The sequence below is a fragment of the Microbulbifer sp. TB1203 genome, from assembly GCF_030997045.1.
Taxonomy (GTDB): Bacteria; Pseudomonadota; Gammaproteobacteria; order Pseudomonadales; family Cellvibrionaceae; genus Microbulbifer.
The window spans coordinates 4,678,969-4,696,615 of record NZ_CP116899.1 but is presented as its reverse complement, the minus strand read 5'-3'; the positions used below and the strand labels follow the sequence as shown (position 1 = coordinate 4,696,615).

The 17,647-nt window shown below is 56.5% G+C and carries 15 protein-coding genes; 12 read left to right on the top strand and 3 right to left on the bottom strand.

Features of this window, described 5'->3' with window-relative positions; translation table 11 throughout:
• Positions 1–9: 9 nt before the first annotated feature.
• Positions 10–1,227 (top strand): DUF418 domain-containing protein, encoded by a 1,218-nt coding sequence (locus PP263_RS19880; RefSeq protein WP_308365754.1) that lies wholly within the window; start codon positions 10–12, stop codon positions 1,225–1,227.
• Between the two features lie 91 nt (positions 1,228–1,318).
• On the opposite strand, the gene PP263_RS19875 is transcribed toward PP263_RS19880, so the two are convergent.
• Positions 1,319–2,233 (bottom strand): sugar phosphate isomerase/epimerase, encoded by a 915-nt coding sequence (locus PP263_RS19875; protein ID WP_308365753.1) that lies wholly within the window; start codon positions 2,231–2,233, stop codon positions 1,319–1,321.
• A complete protein-coding gene (locus PP263_RS19870) occupies positions 2,230–3,249 on the bottom strand; it encodes a LacI family DNA-binding transcriptional regulator (protein ID WP_308365752.1) in 1,020 nt (339 codons plus the stop codon). Before PP263_RS19870 ends, PP263_RS19875 begins: the two co-directional genes overlap by 4 nt.
• 285 nt (positions 3,250–3,534) lie before the next feature.
• Here PP263_RS19870 and PP263_RS19865 point away from each other — a divergent pair, with 285 nt between their 5' ends.
• The 8 genes from PP263_RS19865 to PP263_RS19830 all read left to right on the top strand — a co-directional run bounded on the left by PP263_RS19865 (position 3,535) and on the right by PP263_RS19830 (position 13,036).
• Positions 3,535–4,698 carry a Gfo/Idh/MocA family oxidoreductase gene (locus tag PP263_RS19865; RefSeq protein WP_308365751.1) on the top strand — a complete coding sequence of 388 codons (1,164 nt, stop codon included), beginning with the start codon at positions 3,535–3,537 and terminating at the stop codon, positions 4,696–4,698.
• Between the two features lie 31 nt (positions 4,699–4,729).
• Positions 4,730–5,788 carry a sugar phosphate isomerase/epimerase family protein gene (locus PP263_RS19860; protein WP_308365750.1) on the top strand — a complete coding sequence of 353 codons (1,059 nt, stop codon included), beginning with the start codon at positions 4,730–4,732 and terminating at the stop codon, positions 5,786–5,788.
• Positions 5,789–5,916: 128 nt separating this feature from the next.
• Positions 5,917–7,173, top strand: a complete 1,257-nt coding sequence (locus PP263_RS19855) for a nucleoside permease (RefSeq protein WP_308365748.1) — start codon at positions 5,917–5,919, stop codon at positions 7,171–7,173.
• 6 nt (positions 7,174–7,179) lie between these two features.
• A complete protein-coding gene (locus PP263_RS19850) occupies positions 7,180–8,079 on the top strand; it encodes a TIM barrel protein (protein WP_308365747.1) in 900 nt (299 codons plus the stop codon).
• 70 nt (positions 8,080–8,149) lie between these two features.
• Positions 8,150–9,838, top strand: coding sequence for a GMC family oxidoreductase (locus tag PP263_RS19845; RefSeq protein WP_308365745.1), 1,689 nt, complete (start codon positions 8,150–8,152; stop codon positions 9,836–9,838).
• A 2-nt stretch (positions 9,839–9,840) separates the two neighbouring features.
• Positions 9,841–10,398 (top strand): gluconate 2-dehydrogenase subunit 3 family protein, encoded by a 558-nt coding sequence (locus PP263_RS19840; protein WP_308365744.1) that lies wholly within the window; start codon positions 9,841–9,843, stop codon positions 10,396–10,398.
• Entirely contained in the window at positions 10,386–11,192 is an 807-nt protein-coding gene (locus PP263_RS19835) for a DUF1080 domain-containing protein (RefSeq protein ID WP_308365743.1), read from the top strand. The genes PP263_RS19840 and PP263_RS19835 overlap by 13 nt, the downstream gene beginning before the upstream one ends.
• A gap of 107 nt (positions 11,193–11,299) precedes the next feature.
• Positions 11,300–13,036, top strand: a complete 1,737-nt coding sequence (locus PP263_RS19830; RefSeq protein WP_308365742.1) for a glycoside hydrolase family 43 protein — start codon at positions 11,300–11,302, stop codon at positions 13,034–13,036.
• Between the two features lie 330 nt (positions 13,037–13,366).
• Here the strand turns inward: PP263_RS19830 and PP263_RS19825 are convergent, their stop codons facing one another.
• The gene (locus PP263_RS19825; RefSeq protein WP_308365741.1) at positions 13,367–15,340 is read right to left on the bottom strand and encodes a prolyl oligopeptidase family serine peptidase; all 1,974 of its coding nucleotides are present in this window, start codon (positions 15,338–15,340) and stop codon (positions 13,367–13,369) included.
• 975 nt (positions 15,341–16,315) lie between these two features.
• Between PP263_RS19825 and PP263_RS19820 the strand changes: the two genes are divergently transcribed.
• The 3 genes from PP263_RS19820 to PP263_RS19810 all read left to right on the top strand — a co-directional run bounded on the left by PP263_RS19820 (position 16,316) and on the right by PP263_RS19810 (position 17,641).
• Positions 16,316–16,678, top strand: a complete 363-nt coding sequence (locus tag PP263_RS19820; protein ID WP_308365740.1) for a PRC-barrel domain-containing protein — start codon at positions 16,316–16,318, stop codon at positions 16,676–16,678.
• Between the two features lie 90 nt (positions 16,679–16,768).
• Positions 16,769–16,903, top strand: coding sequence for a hypothetical protein (locus PP263_RS19815; protein WP_308365739.1), 135 nt, complete (start codon positions 16,769–16,771; stop codon positions 16,901–16,903).
• Between the two features lie 6 nt (positions 16,904–16,909).
• Entirely contained in the window at positions 16,910–17,641 is a 732-nt protein-coding gene (locus PP263_RS19810) for an SDR family oxidoreductase (RefSeq protein ID WP_308365738.1), read from the top strand.
• The last annotated feature ends 6 nt before the right edge of the window (positions 17,642–17,647 follow it).

The window sequence follows — 17,647 nt, the reverse complement described above, 5'->3', positions numbered from 1 at the left end:
GATAAAAACATGCAAGGCATAACTTCCGGGTTTTCGTCGCGGGCACAACAGGAACGCCTCCTTCTCGTCGACGCCCTGCGCGGCTTCGCTCTGCTGGGGCTTTTCCTTGTGCACTGCCTGGAGTATTTCGATCTCTACTGGATCGATCCCACCCCCACGCCGCTACACAAGGTAGTATTTTTCCTGTTTGCCGGTAAGGCCTACGCTGTCTTTGCGACGCTCTTCGGCTTGAGTTTCTTTATCATCATGGACCGCCGGGGTATCGACTTCGCCGGCCGCTTCCTGTGGCGCTTGCTGCTGTTGCTGATGCTGGGCACTCTGCACTCCCTGATCTACATGGGGGATATCCTGCAAATACTGGCGCTCATTGGCCTCGGGCTGCTGCTGGCAAACCGCCTCAGCAACAAAATCCTTGTCGTTCTGGCGGCCCTTTGCATTGCGCAGTTGCCGGGCATCTATCAGTCCCTGGCGGCGCTCGCCAACTCGCCCGGCGCCAATGACATGCCGCGCCATTGGGCCATGTACGGGGAGGCCTTCGAGGTGATGAAGGACGGCAGCCTGGGACAACTGCTCGCCCACAATGCTTGGAAAGGCATGTTGACCAAATGGATGTTTTTCATTGAATCCGGCCGCGGTATTCAACTGGCCGGGCTCTTTATGATCGGCCTGCTGCTGGGACGAACAGGTTTTTTTGCCGATCCGGACCGCTATGCCCGCCAGCGGCGGCTGGCGCTGGGATGGTCGCTGGCGATTTCACTGGTGCTGTTGGTGCTGCAACAGTACCTGCAACAACTGCCCGAGGATGCATTCCAAGGCCGGGGCATGGCCGGATACTATATCGGACAGACATTGGACTCCTACGTTTCCACTGCGCTCACGGCATTGGGCATCCTGGTGTTTGTCCATTTGTATCGGAAAAACCTGCCACGCCGCCTGCTCAACCTGCTCGCGCCCTGCGGCCGCATGAGCCTCAGTATCTATCTCATACAGGCCCTTATCTGCGTTCCTCTTTTCTATCCGTTTGGCCTCGGCTGGTACCAGGGCATTGGCCAGGGCGGCGCCCTGCTCATGGGCCTGGCGATATTCGCGGCGCTGACCACCTTCGCCCATTTATGGATGGACCGCTTTCACTATGGACCCGCAGAGTGGATATGGCGGGCGGGAACCCTTACCACCGTGAAGGTTCCATTTCTCCGCCAACAGTATGCGCGCGAGGCGATTGGCTAGTGATAGGCTTGGAGCCGGCGGTGCTCACAGTGCTCATGTACTACTTGTACACTTCGCTTGCTGCGCTCCGACGGCCACCAACATCACACTTTCAGCTTAATTTAGTACCATTCGTATGAGAGGCTAATTGTTTCATTCCTTTATAGCCCTGGCGAATGGTGCTGATCGGATCATCGGTATGATCCCGCTCCACAAAGCCGTGCTCAAGTCCCGCAATGTCCGCAGCGGCGAAAATCCGGCGGAAGTCGATAACGCCCTGACCAACATCGGCAAAGTTACCATTCTCGTCCATGTCCTTGACATGCCAGAGTCGGAATCGCCCGGGATGCTTGCGAAAATAGTCCAGAGGATCTTTCCCGGCTTTGGCAGTCCAGTAGAGATCCAGCTCCATATAAACATACTGTGGATCGGTTTCAGCCAGAATGACATGGTAAGGAACCTGATCGTCCACTTTGTCGAATTCAAATGCGTGGTTATGGTAGGCAAATCGGAGTCCGGCCTTGGAGCAGCGTTCACCCAGGATATTGAACTGTTCAGCCAGGCGCTTGTAGGTATCGATACCGGTGCCCCGCTGCTCATCATTGAGATAAGGCACGACTATGTACCTGTGCCCCAGAATCTGGGCCGCTTCTATCAGGGATTCAAAATCTTTTTGCAGACTTTCCAGCGGCGCATGGGTTGATGGCGCGACGAGCCCTTCGCTATCCAGTATCTCGCGCAGCACTTTGGGCTTGTGGTCGAAATACCCGGCAAACTCGACCTCCCGGTAACCAATACTGGCCGCGAGTTTGAGCGTTTCTGGCACACTTTTGGCCATTAAGTCACGCAGAGTGTATAGCTGCAGGCCTATTTTTTTCTGAGGTGTGGACTTGGCCAGGGGACTCAGCCCCGGAATTGCCATCAACCCCAGTCCTGTGCCCAAGCCAAGCCCTGCGCCCAAACCCAGCAATTGGCGCCGGCTGATTAACGCGCCTTTCTTTGATCCCGCTTTATTATTGTCAGTCATTGCAATGTCTCCTCGATTGAAGCTGGCCCTGTGCTGGCCCTGACAACCAACTCAAATGGCAAAATAACCTTCGGAGCCTTTTTGATCCGACCCTCAAGTAAATCAATCAACAACGACACGGCTGTACTGCCGAACTCCTCGGCGGGCTGGGCTATCGTTGTCAGGGGTGGGTCGCTGAATGGCGCGAAGGCAATATCGTCAAACCCTGCGACCGAGATATCGTCGGGCACCCTGAGGCCGCTTTGCTTGATACGCTGTAGGGCGCCTATGGCCATTTCGTCGTTTTCGCAAAAAATTGCCGTGGGTCTCTCATTGAGATCGATTAAAACACCGGCGGCCTTGTGGCCGGAATGCAAGGTAAAGTCACCGGGACATAAAAGGCTTTCATCAAAAGCTATTCCAGCCCCCTCCAATGCGTCGCGATAGCCCGCAAGGCGGTCACGGGTCAATGGGCTGCTCTTAGGCCCCTTGATGACCGCAATGCGCCGGTGACCCAACTGGAGCAAGTGTTCGGTCATGGCGCGCGCCGCCGCGCGATTATCCAGAGCGACCGTCGGAACCGTTGTGTCGTCCAGCACTTCACAGGCATTAACCATCGGCAGCGCAGCGTTACCGCCAGCATCTTCTGCACGGAAGGGGTTGTGAGCTCGCAACTGAATGACCCCATCCGCCTGGAACGTATGCACCATCTTCGCGTATCCCTCTTCCATTTCCGGATTGCCGAAAGTGTTGCACAACAAAATGGAATAGCTCCTTTTGTGGGCCGCCTCTTGCATCCCGCTGATAACCCTTGCAAAAAACAGGTTGGCTACGGTCGGCACAAGCACTACCAGATTCCCAGACTTGCCTGAGCGAAACTTTGCCGCCATTAGGTTTGGCCTGTAATCGAGCTTCTTGATTGCCGATAGAACCTTGTTGCGGGTTTTCAAGGAAACAAGCTCCGGCTTTTGCAAGGCGCGTGACACCGTGGCCACAGACACCCCCGCCAGTTTTGCGACCTCTCGATTGTTTGACATCCCCCCCCTCCACGGACGCCTGCCATGCAGGACACTACTTCTCAAACACCGGGATTGTATCCGGTATCATAAGTATGCGCCAACCCTGCCCAGGAACTAACCAAAATTTCACTTTCCGTGCCAACTAACGACGATATTGCGACAAAATGTGCCGAACTGCACAGAAAGCATTTTCTATCTTGTATGTATCCGGATACATTGTTATGTTGACGGCCTCAAATGTATTCGGATACATTTTGCTAATCAAGCAGCATTTCTCCAAGGTGAAGTGGTCTAAGGAGCCCTATGAAAACAGATCAGAATAAAGTACGTATGGGCATGATAGGCGGCGGCGAAGGTGCCTTTATCGGCGCCGTCCACCGCTGTGCCGCGGCACTGGACGCCAGGATCGAACTGGTGTGCGGCGCCTTCAGCCGCGATCCCGACAACAATCGGCGCACAGCAACCGATCTCGGGTTGGCAGTTGACCGCACCTACAACTCCTGGCAAGCGCTCATCGAGCAGGAGGCCCAGCGCCCGGCGCCTGAGCGCATGGAGATGTTGGTTATCACAACCCCCAACCATTTGCATGTACCCATTGCTTTAGCGGCGATCAACTCCGGTTTCCACGTATTTTCCGAGAAACCCGCCGCCGTTTCCCTGGGGGAGGCCCAGCAGTTGGCCCAGGCCCTGGATGCGTCCAACTGCCTGTACGGCCTTGCGCATACCTATCTGGGATACCCCATGGTGTGGCAGGCGCGGGAGATGGTGCGCGAAGGCATGCTCGGTACCCTGCGCAAGATCTACGTGGAATATCCCCAGGGCTGGCTCAGCGAAAACCAGGAGGCCCAGGACAACAAGCAGGCTGCGTGGCGCTGTGATCCGTCACTGGCCGGCGCGAGCGGTTGCATGGCCGACATCGGCACCCACGCCTTTGGCCTGGCCGAATTCATCGCCGACCAGCAGATTACCTCCCTGTGCGCCGAACTGAATACGCACCTCCCGGATCGCCAGCTCGACGACGACGGTGCCGCCCTCTTCCGCACCCGGAATGGCGCCAGCGGTGTACTGATCGCCAGCCAGGTCTGTGCTGGCGAGGAGAACGCGTTAAAAATCCGTGTATATGGCGATAAAGGCGGTCTGGAATGGCAACAAATGTCACCCAACAGCCTGGTCTATCGCCAGCTTGGCCAACCTATGCAGGTGCTCCGCGCCGGCGTCGACCAGCCGGGCCTGAGTGCCGAGGCGTTGCGGCGCTGCCGGCTCCCGGGCGGCCACCCCGAAGGCTACCTCGAAGCCATGGGCAATCTGTATCGGGATTTTGCGGCCGCTATTCGCAGCGGAGCGGCAGGCTCTGCACCTGGTGTCCCCGGCATCTCGGCCGGCCTGCGCGGTATGGCGTTTATTGAAACCGTCGTCGCCAGCCGGGAAAGCGACGCCAAATGGATTGAATTGCCCAATGTAGGCTGAAGACCGATAACGATAAACGAGGAGCATTGACATGACAGGTATCAAGGGGCCAGCGATTTTCCTGGCCCAGTTTATGGCGGATGAGGCGCCTTTCAACCGCCTGGATACCATTGCCCAGTGGGCCGCATCCCTAGGCTATAAAGGCATCCAAGTCCCGACCAGCAACACTCAGTTTTTTGACCTGAAGAAAGCGGCAGAAAGCCAGGCGTACTGCGACGACATGCGCGGCATCTGTGCCGAAGCCGGGATAGAAATCACCGAACTGTCCACTCATCTTCAAGGGCAGTTGGTGGCGGTGCATCCGGCCTATGATGAGCTGTTCGACAACTTCGCCCCCGCCGCCCTCGCGGGCAATCCCAAAGCGCGTACCGAGTGGGCCATCGACCAGTTGAAGCTGGCGGCCAAGGCGAGCCAACGGCTGGGACTAAAAGCGCACGCCACCTTTTCCGGCGCCCTGCTCTGGCATCTGGTCTATCCCTGGCCCCAGCGCCCCGCCGGCCTGGTTGAGCAGGGTTTTGCCGAGTTGGCGCGGCGCTGGCGACCGATTCTGGATGCCTTCGATGAGGCCGGTGTCGACGTCTGCTACGAAATCCACCCGGGAGAGGACCTGCACGACGGCGCCTCCTTTGAAAGATTTTTGGCAGCGGTGGACAACCACCCGCGGGCCAACATTCTTTTTGACCCCAGTCACTTTGTCTTGCAGCAACTCGACTACCTGGATTTTATCGATCGCTACCACGACCGCATCCGCATGTTTCACGTCAAGGATGCGGAGTTCAACCCCACCGGCCGCGCCGGCGTTTATGGCGGCTATGAAGACTGGGTGAATCGCCCGGGCCGATTCCGCTCACTGGGTGATGGTCAAGTGGACTTCAGAAGTATTTTCAGCAAGCTGACCCAATACGATTTTAAAGGCTGGGCAGTGCTCGAATGGGAGTGCTGCCTGAAAGACGCCGAACAGGGCGCGGCCGAAGGCGCGACTTTCATAAAGGAACGAATGATCAACAAGGCCGCTCGCTCGTTTGACGACTTTGCCGGCGGCAATACCAGCGAGCAGCGCAACCGCCGGATACTGGGTATTGAAAATTAGAAACAGGAAGGAATAGCACTAAGTTAAGGCCTGGGGCGTGCCTGCTGCCAGGGCTTTTTACATCACACTTACGGCTTAACTTAGTGCCATTCAGAATAGGACATTTCTAACAAAAAGTGTGGGCAACCATGAATATTATAAAAATACGTCTCAGCGCTATGATGTTCCTCCAGTTTTTCATCTGGGGAGGATGGTTCGTCACCCTGGGCACATTCCTGGCCCATAACCTCAATGCCACCGGCAGCCAGACCGGTATGGCCTTTGCGACCCAATCCTGGGGCGCCATCATCGCCCCTTTTATTGTCGGGTTGATCGCCGACCGATACTTCAATGCCGAGCGCATACTTGGCATCCTTCATCTGGTGGGTGCAGTGCTGATGTATCAACTCTATCGAGCCGAGAGCTTCGGTAGTTTTTATCCCTTTGTACTGGCCTACATGATTCTGTATATGCCGACCCTCGCTCTGGTCAACTCAGTGGCATTCCGGCAAATGAATGACCCGGCCAAAGACTTTGCCAAAATTCGGGTGTGGGGTACCGTCGGCTGGATTGCCGCAGGGCTCATCATCAGCTATGGCTTCTCCTGGGATTCCCAGCAGGCCATTGCCGCGGGCCTGTTGAAAAACACTTTCCTGATGTGCGCCCTGGCATCCCTGATTCTGGGTATCTTCAGCTTTACCCTGCCCGCGACACCGCCCGCCGCTGCGTTGGGTGAAAGATTGACGCTTCGCGATGCACTGGGGCTGGATGCCCTGGGCCTGCTGAAAGACCGCAACTTTGCGCTCTTCTTCCTTTCTTCAGTACTGATCTGCATTCCCCTGGCATTCTACTACCAAAACGCCAACCCCTTCCTGACGGAAATTGGCGTTGAAAATGCCACTGGCAAAATGACCATTGGCCAGATTTCTGAAGTACTTTTTATGCTGGTGCTGCCGATATTCCTTAAACGCTTCGGCATCAAGTTGACGCTGCTGATCGGCATGATCGCCTGGGCACTGAGATACGCATTGTTCGCTTTCGGCGATGCCGACAACCTTGTATTCATGCTAATCCTCGGCATTGCTCTGCACGGCATCTGTTACGACTTCTTCTTCGTCTCGGGCCAAATCTACACAAACTCCAAAGCCGGCGAAAAATTCAAGAGTTCCGCCCAAGGCATGATTACCCTGGCTACCTATGGTGTCGGCATGCTCATTGGGTTCTGGGTGGCAGGGCAAATTACCGAAAAGTTTACCGTGGCGGATGGCCATCTGTGGCAAAACATCTGGCTGTTCCCTGCGGCCTTTGCGCTGGCAGTTTTTGTGCTCTTTACACTGACATTCAACAAAGAAAAAGCACATGCTGACGAGGGATTGTTATCACAGGGCTCCACCGAGCGAGGCTAAGTAAAAATGACTTTCAACCCGAACCGACGCACCATGCTCCGCAACCTTGCCGCAGGCACGCTGGGGGCTACCGCGATGAGCGCGCTGAGTGCGAACACCCAGGGCAGTCCAAAAATTCCAGAGCCCTTTAAGCTGAAAGGCAACATCAATCACTCCGTCAGCCGCTGGACCTATGGCGAGCTCTCCCTTGAGAGGCTATGCATGGTGATCAAGGACCTGGGCTTTGCCGCCATTGATCTGGTGGGCCCGAAGGATTGGGCCCTGCTCAAACGCGAGGGGGTTGACTCCTCCATGTGTAATGGTGCGGAAATCAGCCTGGAGGATGGTTGGGGTGATAGCCGATTTCACACTCAGCTGATTGACAACTATCGCAAGCATATCGACCTGGTGGCAGATGCCGGCTACCGGAACCTGATCTGCTTCAGCGGCAACGCCCGTGGGATGGACCCGGAAACAGGGCTGAAAAATGCTACCGAAGGCCTCAAGAAAATTCTTTCCCAAGCGGAAAAGCGCGGCGTAATCGTGCAAATGGAACTGTTCAACAGCAAAGTCGACCACCCTGACTACCTGTGTGACAACTCCGCTTGGGGAATAGAATTGTGTAAACGACTGGACTCTCCCAATTTCAAACTTCTCTACGACATTTACCATATGCAAATCAGTGAAGGGGATATTATCCGGACCATTCGCGATCATCATCAATACTTCGGTCATTACCACACAGCCGGTGTTCCAGGACGCAATGAAATAGATGACACACAGGAACTCTACTATCCGGCCATTGCCCGCGCGATCAAGGAAACCGGCTTTGACGGCTACATTGCCCAGGAATTTATCCCTACCAGAGGGAATATCGAGGGTAATATCGAATCATTGAAATCAGCAATACAAATCTGCGATGTCTGATTAATAAAGGCGCCCCGAAATCCAGACATTCAATTTACAACATAAATAATACGGCACAAGAGGTATGACCATGGCGAATAATAATCATTACGACGCTATCGTGGTTGGCTCTGGCATCAGCGGTGGATGGGCTGCCAAAGAGCTTACCGAGAAAGGGCTCAAAGTCCTGCTGCTTGAACGCGGACGCAATATAGAACACATAAAAGATTATAAAAATGCGCACAAGGAAGCCTGGGACTACCCGCACCGGGACACACCAACCCAGAAAATGAAGGAGGAGGAACCGGTACTGAAGCGCGAATATACGCTGAACGAATCCACCTCCGGCATGTGGGCCAGCCACAAAGATTCTCCCTATGTGGAAGACAAACGCTTCGACTGGTTTCGCGGTTACCATGTCGGTGGCCGGTCACTGCTGTGGGGGCGCCAGAGCTATCGCTGGAACCGTCTGGATTTTGAAGCCAATCTGCGCGAGGGCATCGCCGTCGACTGGCCCATTCGCTACGATGACCTGGCACCCTGGTACGACTATGTCGAACGCTTTGCCGGTATCAGTGGCAACCGCGACGGCCTGGATGTCCTGCCGGACGGCCAGTACCAGCCCGCATTCGAAATGAACTGTGTGGAAAAGGATGTCGCCGCCCGAATCCGAAAGGCCTTCAAGGGCGATCGTCATATGATTATGGGGCGCACCGCAAATATCACTCAGCCCAAAGCGGAACAGGGCCGGGTAAACTGTCAGGCCCGGGCCAAGTGCTGGCTGGGTTGCCCCTTCGGCGGCTATTTCAGTACCCAATCCTCCACCCTGCCGGCGGCCATGAAGACCGGCAACCTTACCCTCCGCCCCTATTCCATCGTGACCCGCCTGCTATATGACAAAGACAAGAAGCGCGCCAGCGGCGTCGAAATTATCGATGCGGAAACCAACCAGACTTACGAATTCACCAGCAAAATCGTTTTCCTGAACGCCTCCAGCTTCAACTCCACCTGGGTGCTGATGAACTCCGCCACCGATATCTGGCCCGATGGCCTGGGCAGCAGCAGCGGCGAGCTGGGTCACAATGTGATGGACCACCATCTCAATGTGGGAGCCCGCGGCGAAGTGGAGGGTTACCGGGACAAGTATTACTTCGGCCGCCGCCCGACCGGTATCTATGTACCGCGATTCCGCAACTGGAACGGTGACCAACGCGATTATCTGCGCGGCTTCGGCTACCAGGGCGGTGCCAGTCGACAGGGCTGGAGGAGAGACGTAGCGGAGCTGAGCATTGGCGCCGATCTCAAGGATGCTCTGAGCGAGCCGGGTAATTGGGGAATCGGCATGGGCGGCTTCGGCGAGATGCTGCCCTACCACGACAACCGGATTTACCTGAATCACGACGTCAAAGACAAGTGGGGATTGCCGGTACTCGCGATGGATGTGGAGATCCGGGAGAACGAAATCGCCATGCGCAAGGACATGATGCAGGACGCCGTGGACATACTGGAAGCCGGGGGCGCAAAGGATGTACGCGGATTTTCCGGCGAATATGCCCCGGGCAAGGGCATTCACGAGATGGGAACCGCGCGCATGGGACGCGATCCCAAGACCTCCGTACTCAACGGTCACAATCAGGTCTGGGATGCGCCGAACGTGTTCGTTACCGACGGCGCCTGTATGACTTCCGCATCCTGTGTAAACCCGTCGTTGACCTACATGGCACTCACCGCCCGGGCAGCCAACTACGCAGTGGAAGAACTGAAAAAAGGTAACCTTTAGCCATGAACAGACGCGAACTGTTAAAAATGATTGCCGCTGCCACAGGCGCGGCCTTTGTCGGTGGAAGTGGACTGCTGGCAGGTTGTACACGCAGGGAGCCTGCGGAAGAATACCGCTTTGACGCTACCCATGTGGCGCTTCTGGATGAGGTTGCCGAAACCATTATTCCACGAACAGATACACCCGGTGCGAAGGATGCGCAGGTGGGGCAGTTTATGACAGTTATGGTGAACGACTGTTATACCCCGGAAGAGCAGGTCGTTTTTCACCGCGGTATAACGCAACTGCAGGCCGCCAGCCTGGAATCCTACGACACCGCTTTTATGGACTTGAGCCCGGAAAACCGGCACAGCCTGATCTCGCAACTGGACCGTGAAGCCAGGCTGCATAATGCGGGGCAGACCACTCCGCACTACTTCACCATGATGAAGCAGCTCACCCTGTTCGGATTCTTTACTTCAAAGCCCGGCGCCACCGAAGTGCTTCGTTATGCCGCAATACCGGGCCATTTTGATGGCTGTATCCCTTATACGGAGGGGGATCGAGCTTGGGCTACCTGATCAGGAAATACAATCAAATGATAAACAATCCCCTCCGACGCTTCAGATCAACGGCCTTTGCCATGGCCATCCCGTGTGTTTTCGCCGTATCCTGCGATGCGGAGTCAACAGACAAAGCACTGGAACCCTGGCAACTCGCCGAAAAGTCAGAAGTATGGGAACCGGTTCCCAAGGCCGTGAAAGCGCCATCGAACGCTCCGCCCTCGGACGCCGTCGTATTGTTCGACGGTAACGATTTGTCGCAGTGGGAATCCGCGCAAGGCGGAAACGCCGAATGGGCCCTGAAGGAAGGAGTCCTGACCGTAGTGCCAGGAAAGGGTGATATCCGCACCAAGCGCGCATTCTGTGATGTGCAATTACACCTCGAATGGCGCACTCCCACCCAGTTCGGTGATCGCAAGGGTCAGCAGCGTAATAATAGCGGCGTATTCCTCCAGGAACGTTATGAGGTGCAGATTCTGGATTCCCATGAAAACCCGACCTATTCCAACGGTCAGGCCGCTTCAATTTACAAGCAGCACATTCCCCTGGTGAATGCCACGCGACCGCCGGGGGAATGGCAGACTTACGACATCATTTTCAAAGCACCTCGATTTGAACACAAGAAGCTGATCGATCCGGCGACTATCACGGTTCTACACAATGGCGTGCTGGTGCAGAATCATATGGAGATACTGGGTAAAACCGTGTGGATAGGCGAACCCGAATACGAAGTTCACGACTGCGCACCTATCGTCCTGCAGGACCACAACGATTTTGTGAGTTTCCGCAATATCTGGGTACGGGAACTGTGAGCGGGCTGCGAGAGCGGCCTGCAGGTCCGGCAGAGTCTTGACCAGACAAACTAACCACGCAGCAGCCCTGCCGCGTTCTCGATATGCAAACTTCCGAGAGAAACCGAATGAAAGAAAAACTTTTGATTGGCGCCGCCTGTATGGCGCTACTCATGTCCTGTGCGAAGGAAAATAACCAGATGTCCCAGGCGGGCGCCGATGGCTCGGCCAGCTTTTCGTGGTTTGAATATACCGGGGACGACGAGGTGTTCAAGACGCCCCTGGCGGACGACGAGTATCGCAACCCGATTCTGGCGGGCTATCACCCGGACCCGAGTGTCGTTCGCGTGGGCGAGGACTATTACCTGGTCAATTCGACTTTCGGTTTCTTTCCCGGCATTCCCGTGTTCCACAGCCGCGACCTCGTCAACTGGACCCAGATCGGCAATGCCCTGCACAGGCCGGAGCAGGTTTCGTTTGACGGACTTCCGCTGACTAATACCGGGGTCTATGCGCCGGCGATCGAGCATCGCGACGGCACCTTCTATGTGATCAATACCTGTGTCGGCTGTGGTGGCAACTTTGTCGTCACGGCGAATGATCCGGCGGGCCCCTGGTCGGATCCCATCTGGATGCCGTACATGGGTGGCATAGACCCCTCCATCTTTTTCGATGACGACGGCAAAACCTATGTGGTGCACCACGGTGAGCCGGAGAACAAGCGCTACCCCGCCCACACCGACATTCGGGTCGTGGAGGTGGACCCGCGCACCTTTGAGCCGCTGTCCGAGGACGTGCAGCTGGTGGACGGTGGCGAAGTGCCCCAGTGGAATACGGATTACCTGGAAGGGCCGCACATCTACAAGGTGAACGGTACCTACTACCTGTCCGCTCCGGGCGGCGGCACCGGGTATTATCACCAGCAGCTGCTGTTCAAATCCGAAAATATTTTTGGACCCTATGTCGCCAATCCCGATAATCCGGTACTGACCCAGTACGGCCTGCCCGATGACCGGGAGCACCCGGTCACTGCCACCGGCCATGCCGATATGTTCGAGGACACAAATGGGGACTGGTGGGCCGTGTTCCTGGGTACCCGGGTCTACGACCTGGCTACACCGCCTCAGGACCCGGGCAATTTCCATACGGGCCGGGAGACATTCATGTTGCCGGTAAGCTGGGAAGAGGGCTGGCCGGTTATCCTGGAAAAAGGCCGCGCACTGCCCTATGCGGTGAAGAAGCCCAAGCTGCCGCAAGACAAGCCCGCCGCGCGCGCAATGACCGGAAACTTTTCCGTGCGCGAAGAGTTCACTGAAAATGCTCTTGGCCCACACTGGCTCTTCATTCGCACGCCGCACTCCCAGTGGTGGAGCACAGGGTCCGGTACCCTGGATTTGAAGGCGAGGGAAGACCGCATCGGCGATCGCAAGCAACCCTCATTCGTCGGCCGCCGGCTCGCACATATGAAGGCCTCATTTGGAACTGAAATGCGCTTCACCCCCCGAAACGAGGGAGAGGAGGCCGGGCTGCTTGCACTGCAAAGCGACGACTATTTCTACGCTTTCGGCCTGGGCAGGAACGCATCCGGTGATACTGTGCTTCGAGTCCGTAAAAAGGCGGGCAAGGATGATGCAGCCAGAGGCGAGACCATTGCCGAAACCAAGGTTCCGCTTGAACCCGGTGTCCCGATTCACCTGCGCATGGACGTGGACAAGGCCGAGCTGGACTTTGCCTACAGCCTGGATGGAAAGAAATATTCGCTGGTAGTCGATAATGCCGACTCGAAAGTCCTGACCTCCGCAATGGCCGGCGGGTTTGTGGGTGCGGTCGTGGGCATGTACGCGGAGGGCGATGCCGACCAATAGTCGCTCAGCGACTTTTAGCTTTTGACAATCAGCTGCCCACGGCCAGCAGGCCTTTAGCGGTAATGCCAGCGCGATCGTAATAGGACGGAGCTGGTTTCCGCAGACTGGCCGCGTTGGAGGAACACGCCCCGGCGCTATTGAGCCGCGGGATCTCCAGGAAAGATCTGGCGCTATTTGTGGAGCTGGGGCAAAGGATACTGGCCAATTCCCCCGTTTCCTAGAAGCGGGGGCACCACCGCTCCCGCTGGCGGCGTCGCGGTGCCCGACATCCTAAAGTAGCCCCGGAACGCTCCAGCGGCAGCCAGACAGCCGCACGCCACTTGGTGCAGGCTATTGCTGAAGGTGCTCATCCACAAACGCCACCATGGCCTCCATTGCCTTCAGGCGAGTCTCCCCTTGCAACAGGTGGTGGTTTTCGTCGTCCAGTTTGATGAACTCTACCGGCTTCTTCGCGCGCTTGAGCTTTTTGTACATGGTTTTCGACTGTTTGATGGCCACCGTCTTGTCGTATTCGCCGTGGATCAACAGCACCGGTGCGCGAAAGTTTTCCGCGTGTTGCGCCGGCGACATGTCATTCAGGTTCTCTTTGGAGGTTTCGCCCTTGGCGATGGCATTTTCCCAGAAGGCCACCGCCCAGTGGTCGCTGCCGTGCTCGCGCTCTTCGTATTTGAGCATATCGCGCAGGTCAGCCACGCCGTTGATGGAGACCACGCAACGGTAGAGTTCCGGTGTGAAGGCGCCGCCGGCCAGGGCCGCGTAGCCGCCGTAACTGGCGCCGGCGATGCAAACCCGCGCGGGGTCGACGATGCCCTTTTCCGCGAGGAAATGCACCGCGTCGGTGACGTCATCCTGCATCTTGCGCCCCCACTCGCCCTGGCCCGCCTTGTAGTGCGCCTGGCCGAAGCCACGGGAACCGCGGAACTGCGGCTGTATCACCAGGTAGCCGCGGTTCGCCAGCGCCTGTGCCATCCAGTCGAAACCGATATGGTCGTAAGCCCCCGGGCCGCCGTGGGGCATCATCACCGCGGGCAGGTTTTTCATGTTGCCCAGCTTGTCCCGCGGAATGGTCAGCAGGGTGGGGATCTGCAGGCCGTCGCGGGCGCGGAAGGTGACCTTGCCGATGGGGTGGATATTCGCCTCGGCGATCTGCGGGCGCGCCGCAGCCAGTTGCGCTGGCTCCGCATCCCTGCTGAATTTGTAATAGTTGCCGGAAAAGCTGGACCCCTCCACATAGACGATCAGGTCTTCCCAGCCGTTGCTCCAGTCACGCAGCCACACGGATTGCTCGGGGAAAATCGCCTGGATTTCCGCCATGCGCCGATCCAGTTTCGTGTCGAAGAACTTGTAGCTGGGCGAGAAGCCGGAATAGCGCACGCCCCACACGACCCGGTCGAGGCCGGTGATGACCTGCTCGATATCCGCATCCGGGCGTCCGAAGCCGGCATTGTGGATTTTGCCATCCACCAGCGACAGGGTGAAGTAGTCGTCGCGGCCGGTATCTGCGTTGCTGCCCAGTATCACCAGGGACTCCCTGTCCGGGGAAATCCCCACGATGGAAATTTCCGGCACCTCCGTGTCCCGGCTGTAGATTTCCTTCCACTTGTCGCCCTGCCTGGCCAGCAATCTGTGCCTGTTCTTGCGGTTGCTGAAAATCTCGTGAGCGATGACCTCCCCCTGCCTGTCCACGAAGAAATCCAGGGAGCTGTTCTTGCCCTTGAAATGCACCTTTGGCCGTCGTGGAGAATCCAGCTCCACCCGCAGCAGGTCCATATCGGGATTCCGGTCGTGCCTGTCTTCCGGCACATAGGCGGGCATATACACGTATTTTCGGTCCGGGGACAGGCCGACGATGCGCCCCATCCCACTCTGGCCCGGGTAGATCACATCGCCAGGCGTAAGCAACTGACGCAGTTCATTCCGGCGCAGGTTGTAGGCGTAGGCGGTGCTCAAATCCAGCTCATCGCGGTAGCCGAATAAGTGGCGCACCTCGGAAACCACCAGAATCAATTCATCCTCAGTGGCAAAATACAGTTGGTGCGGGGTGATCTCGCTGACGTCCAGTGCCGCCAGGCGCTTTTTTTCTTTCAATGAGATAACGACGACAAGATCGCGCTCACCGTCCGTATTGCGGAAGGCGATCATATCGCCACTCGGCGAAATGCTCATCATGCTGATATTGGGTAGTGCGCCGTATTCGTGCACGGAAAGTTCCGCCTGCTCGGCGGCATGGGAAGGGAGATACCAGCAAAAGCTCAATAGAAAGACCACGGCAATTTTCAGTGGTCGCAATATGGAATTGGTCATCAATACGTATCCTTATTATTGCTGCCAAGCGCCTGTCCACAGGCAACGGCATCCAACCGCCTAGGATAACCAATTTGTATCAGGCTGTCCGCCTGGAAGGAACGAAACCGGTATCACCCGGCGGAAACAGCCACCGGCGTCTGTTGGGCTACCCCTCCCGCATGAGGGAAACGACACGCCAACCGGGCAGTCCCGGGAGTACCTGAATCCCGGCGGAGCATACATTTCGGCCAGTCCGGCGCTAAAGACAGCATGTGCCCGGTACCCACAGCACCTCGAGACCGCTATTGGCGGCGTTGTCTACCTCATTCGATCGGGGGTCCTGCCCCCTCAAATGTATCCCGCTACAGTGTAAGCGGAGATGGGTGATGCCGATAAATGACTCCTCTACTATTCGCAATGGCCTATAAATCTTTTAACGATTTGTCAAGGAAACATCATATCGGAAGACAGAAACATCTATGATGATATTGACAACAAAACAGACTTGCGCAATGTGGCACTTACTACCGGGTCGGAAGGAAAGGATACCCCTCTCCCGGGACACGGGCTGGGCGCCCCCCTTAAATACATCCCTGTACGCTCGTAATCGGCATCCCTGCCTCATACGGCCCCGGCAGAGGGTATCCCTCCCTCCCGCCTTATTAGTATGACTACGAAGTGGAAGAGCGCGCGTCCAGATTCCACCAGATAGTCAAGATTCCGAAAGATGCGGAGAATGTTCAGTTTCGAGAAAAAGACCTTCCGGGTGGAACCCTGCAAGATGTCCACTGACTCATTTAATCTATTTTTCGATTTGGGTTTTGCCTGTCGTTCTTTTCTTGTCTCGATATTTTCCAAATGACAGAAGGAAATGGCGGAAAACTGATTCCAAAGAAAGGCTAAATCGGCCATCCCCTCTAAACTGATTGCGGGAGAATGCATTACAAGCACCCCAAAACTTTCCCAGTTAACCTAATTTACGGAAATTTCATCATGGCTAATCATACACTGCTCTCGGCTTCCTCTCTTGAGGGAGACCAGGTAAAGAACCGCCAGGGCGAAGACCTTGGAAAAATCAAAGAGATCATGATCGACACGGAAACCCACAACGTCGCCTATTATGTTCTGTCTTTTGGCGGCATCATGGGTATGGGTGATGACCTGTTTGCCATACCCCCGGAAGCCATGCGGGTGGATACCGCAGATGAGTGTTTTATCCTCAATGTAGACAAAGAGCAGCTGAAAAAAGCTGAAGGCTTTGATAAGGACCATTGGCCGGACATGGCAGATCCCAAGTTCCGCAGAAATATTTACCAGCAGTACGGCATCTCCGAAGGGGCTTCGCGCCGCCACTAAGCAGTGCCAGGTTCCCCCGGAAACGGGGGAACCCCTGCTTTCCTCGATTCCAGCTGATCCGGCATTGCCATTACGCGAACAGGAGGGCGCATGTCCGGGGATTTCCACAAACAGCAGCGACAGAGACCACCGCAAAGCCAGGAAAAACAGCCCGGCCGGGAAAGCGTCATGAAACCGCGCCCGGTGTTTATCCGCGACAACTACCGCGGCAGTGACAAGCTATAGGGCAAAGTGGCCCTGATTACCGGTGGCGACAGCGGTATAGGCCGCGCAACGGCGGTGCACTTCGCGCGTGAGGGAGCGGATATCGCCATCGTTTACCTGAATGAAGATGAGGATGCGAAAGAGACCAGGCAACTGGTGGAGCAGGAGGGACAGGAATGTCTGCTGCTTGCCGGCGATATCCGCGACGAGGATTTCTGCCGCGACAGCGTAAAGCGCACCACCGATAAGTTCGGCCGACTGGACATACTGGTCAATAATGCGGCGCAACAACATCCGACCGAGGATATCAGAGGAATATCCGCGCAGCAGCTACAGGACACCTACGCTACAAATCTCTTTAATTTTTTCTATTTCACCAAGGCGGCGCTGGAACAACTGCCGGATGACGGGGTTATCCTGAATACCACCTCGGTAACCGCCTATCGCGGCAGCGATCACCTGATCGACTACTCCAGCACCAAGGGTGCGATCACCAGCTTCACCCGCTCACTGGCCAAATCCCTCGCCGGCAGGGGAATCAGGGTCAACGGCGTTGCACCGGGCCCTATCTGGACACCGCTGATTCCGGCTACTTTCTCACCCAGTGAAGTCGAGGACTTCGGTGGCGACACGCCGATGGGGCGCGCCGGACAGCCATGCGAGGTGGCCACCTGCTTTGTATTCCTGGCCAGCGAGGATGGGTCCTATCTCACGGGGCAGGTGATCCATCCCAACGGCGGCGGCTTTATGGAAACCTGAGTTTGC

Bases quoted from the DNA above. Each gene is read 5' to 3' on its own strand.
- PP263_RS19880 (WP_308365754.1), top strand. From the start codon at position 10: ATGCAAGGCATAACTTCCGGGTTTTCGTCGCGGGCACAACAGGAACGC.
- PP263_RS19875 (WP_308365753.1), bottom strand. From the start codon at position 2,233: ATGACTGACAATAATAAAGCGGGATCAAAGAAAGGCGCGTTAATCAGC.
- PP263_RS19870 (WP_308365752.1), bottom strand. From the start codon at position 3,249: ATGTCAAACAATCGAGAGGTCGCAAAACTGGCGGGGGTGTCTGTGGCC.
- PP263_RS19865 (WP_308365751.1), top strand. From the start codon at position 3,535: ATGAAAACAGATCAGAATAAAGTACGTATGGGCATGATAGGCGGCGGC.
- PP263_RS19860 (WP_308365750.1), top strand. From the start codon at position 4,730: ATGACAGGTATCAAGGGGCCAGCGATTTTCCTGGCCCAGTTTATGGCG.
- PP263_RS19855 (WP_308365748.1), top strand. From the start codon at position 5,917: ATGAATATTATAAAAATACGTCTCAGCGCTATGATGTTCCTCCAGTTT.
- PP263_RS19850 (WP_308365747.1), top strand. From the start codon at position 7,180: ATGACTTTCAACCCGAACCGACGCACCATGCTCCGCAACCTTGCCGCA.
- PP263_RS19845 (WP_308365745.1), top strand. From the start codon at position 8,150: ATGGCGAATAATAATCATTACGACGCTATCGTGGTTGGCTCTGGCATC.
- PP263_RS19840 (WP_308365744.1), top strand. From the start codon at position 9,841: ATGAACAGACGCGAACTGTTAAAAATGATTGCCGCTGCCACAGGCGCG.
- PP263_RS19830 (WP_308365742.1), top strand. From the start codon at position 11,300: ATGAAAGAAAAACTTTTGATTGGCGCCGCCTGTATGGCGCTACTCATG.
- PP263_RS19825 (WP_308365741.1), bottom strand. From the start codon at position 15,340: ATGACCAATTCCATATTGCGACCACTGAAAATTGCCGTGGTCTTTCTA.
- PP263_RS19820 (WP_308365740.1), top strand. From the start codon at position 16,316: ATGGCTAATCATACACTGCTCTCGGCTTCCTCTCTTGAGGGAGACCAG.
- PP263_RS19815 (WP_308365739.1), top strand. From the start codon at position 16,769: ATGTCCGGGGATTTCCACAAACAGCAGCGACAGAGACCACCGCAAAGC.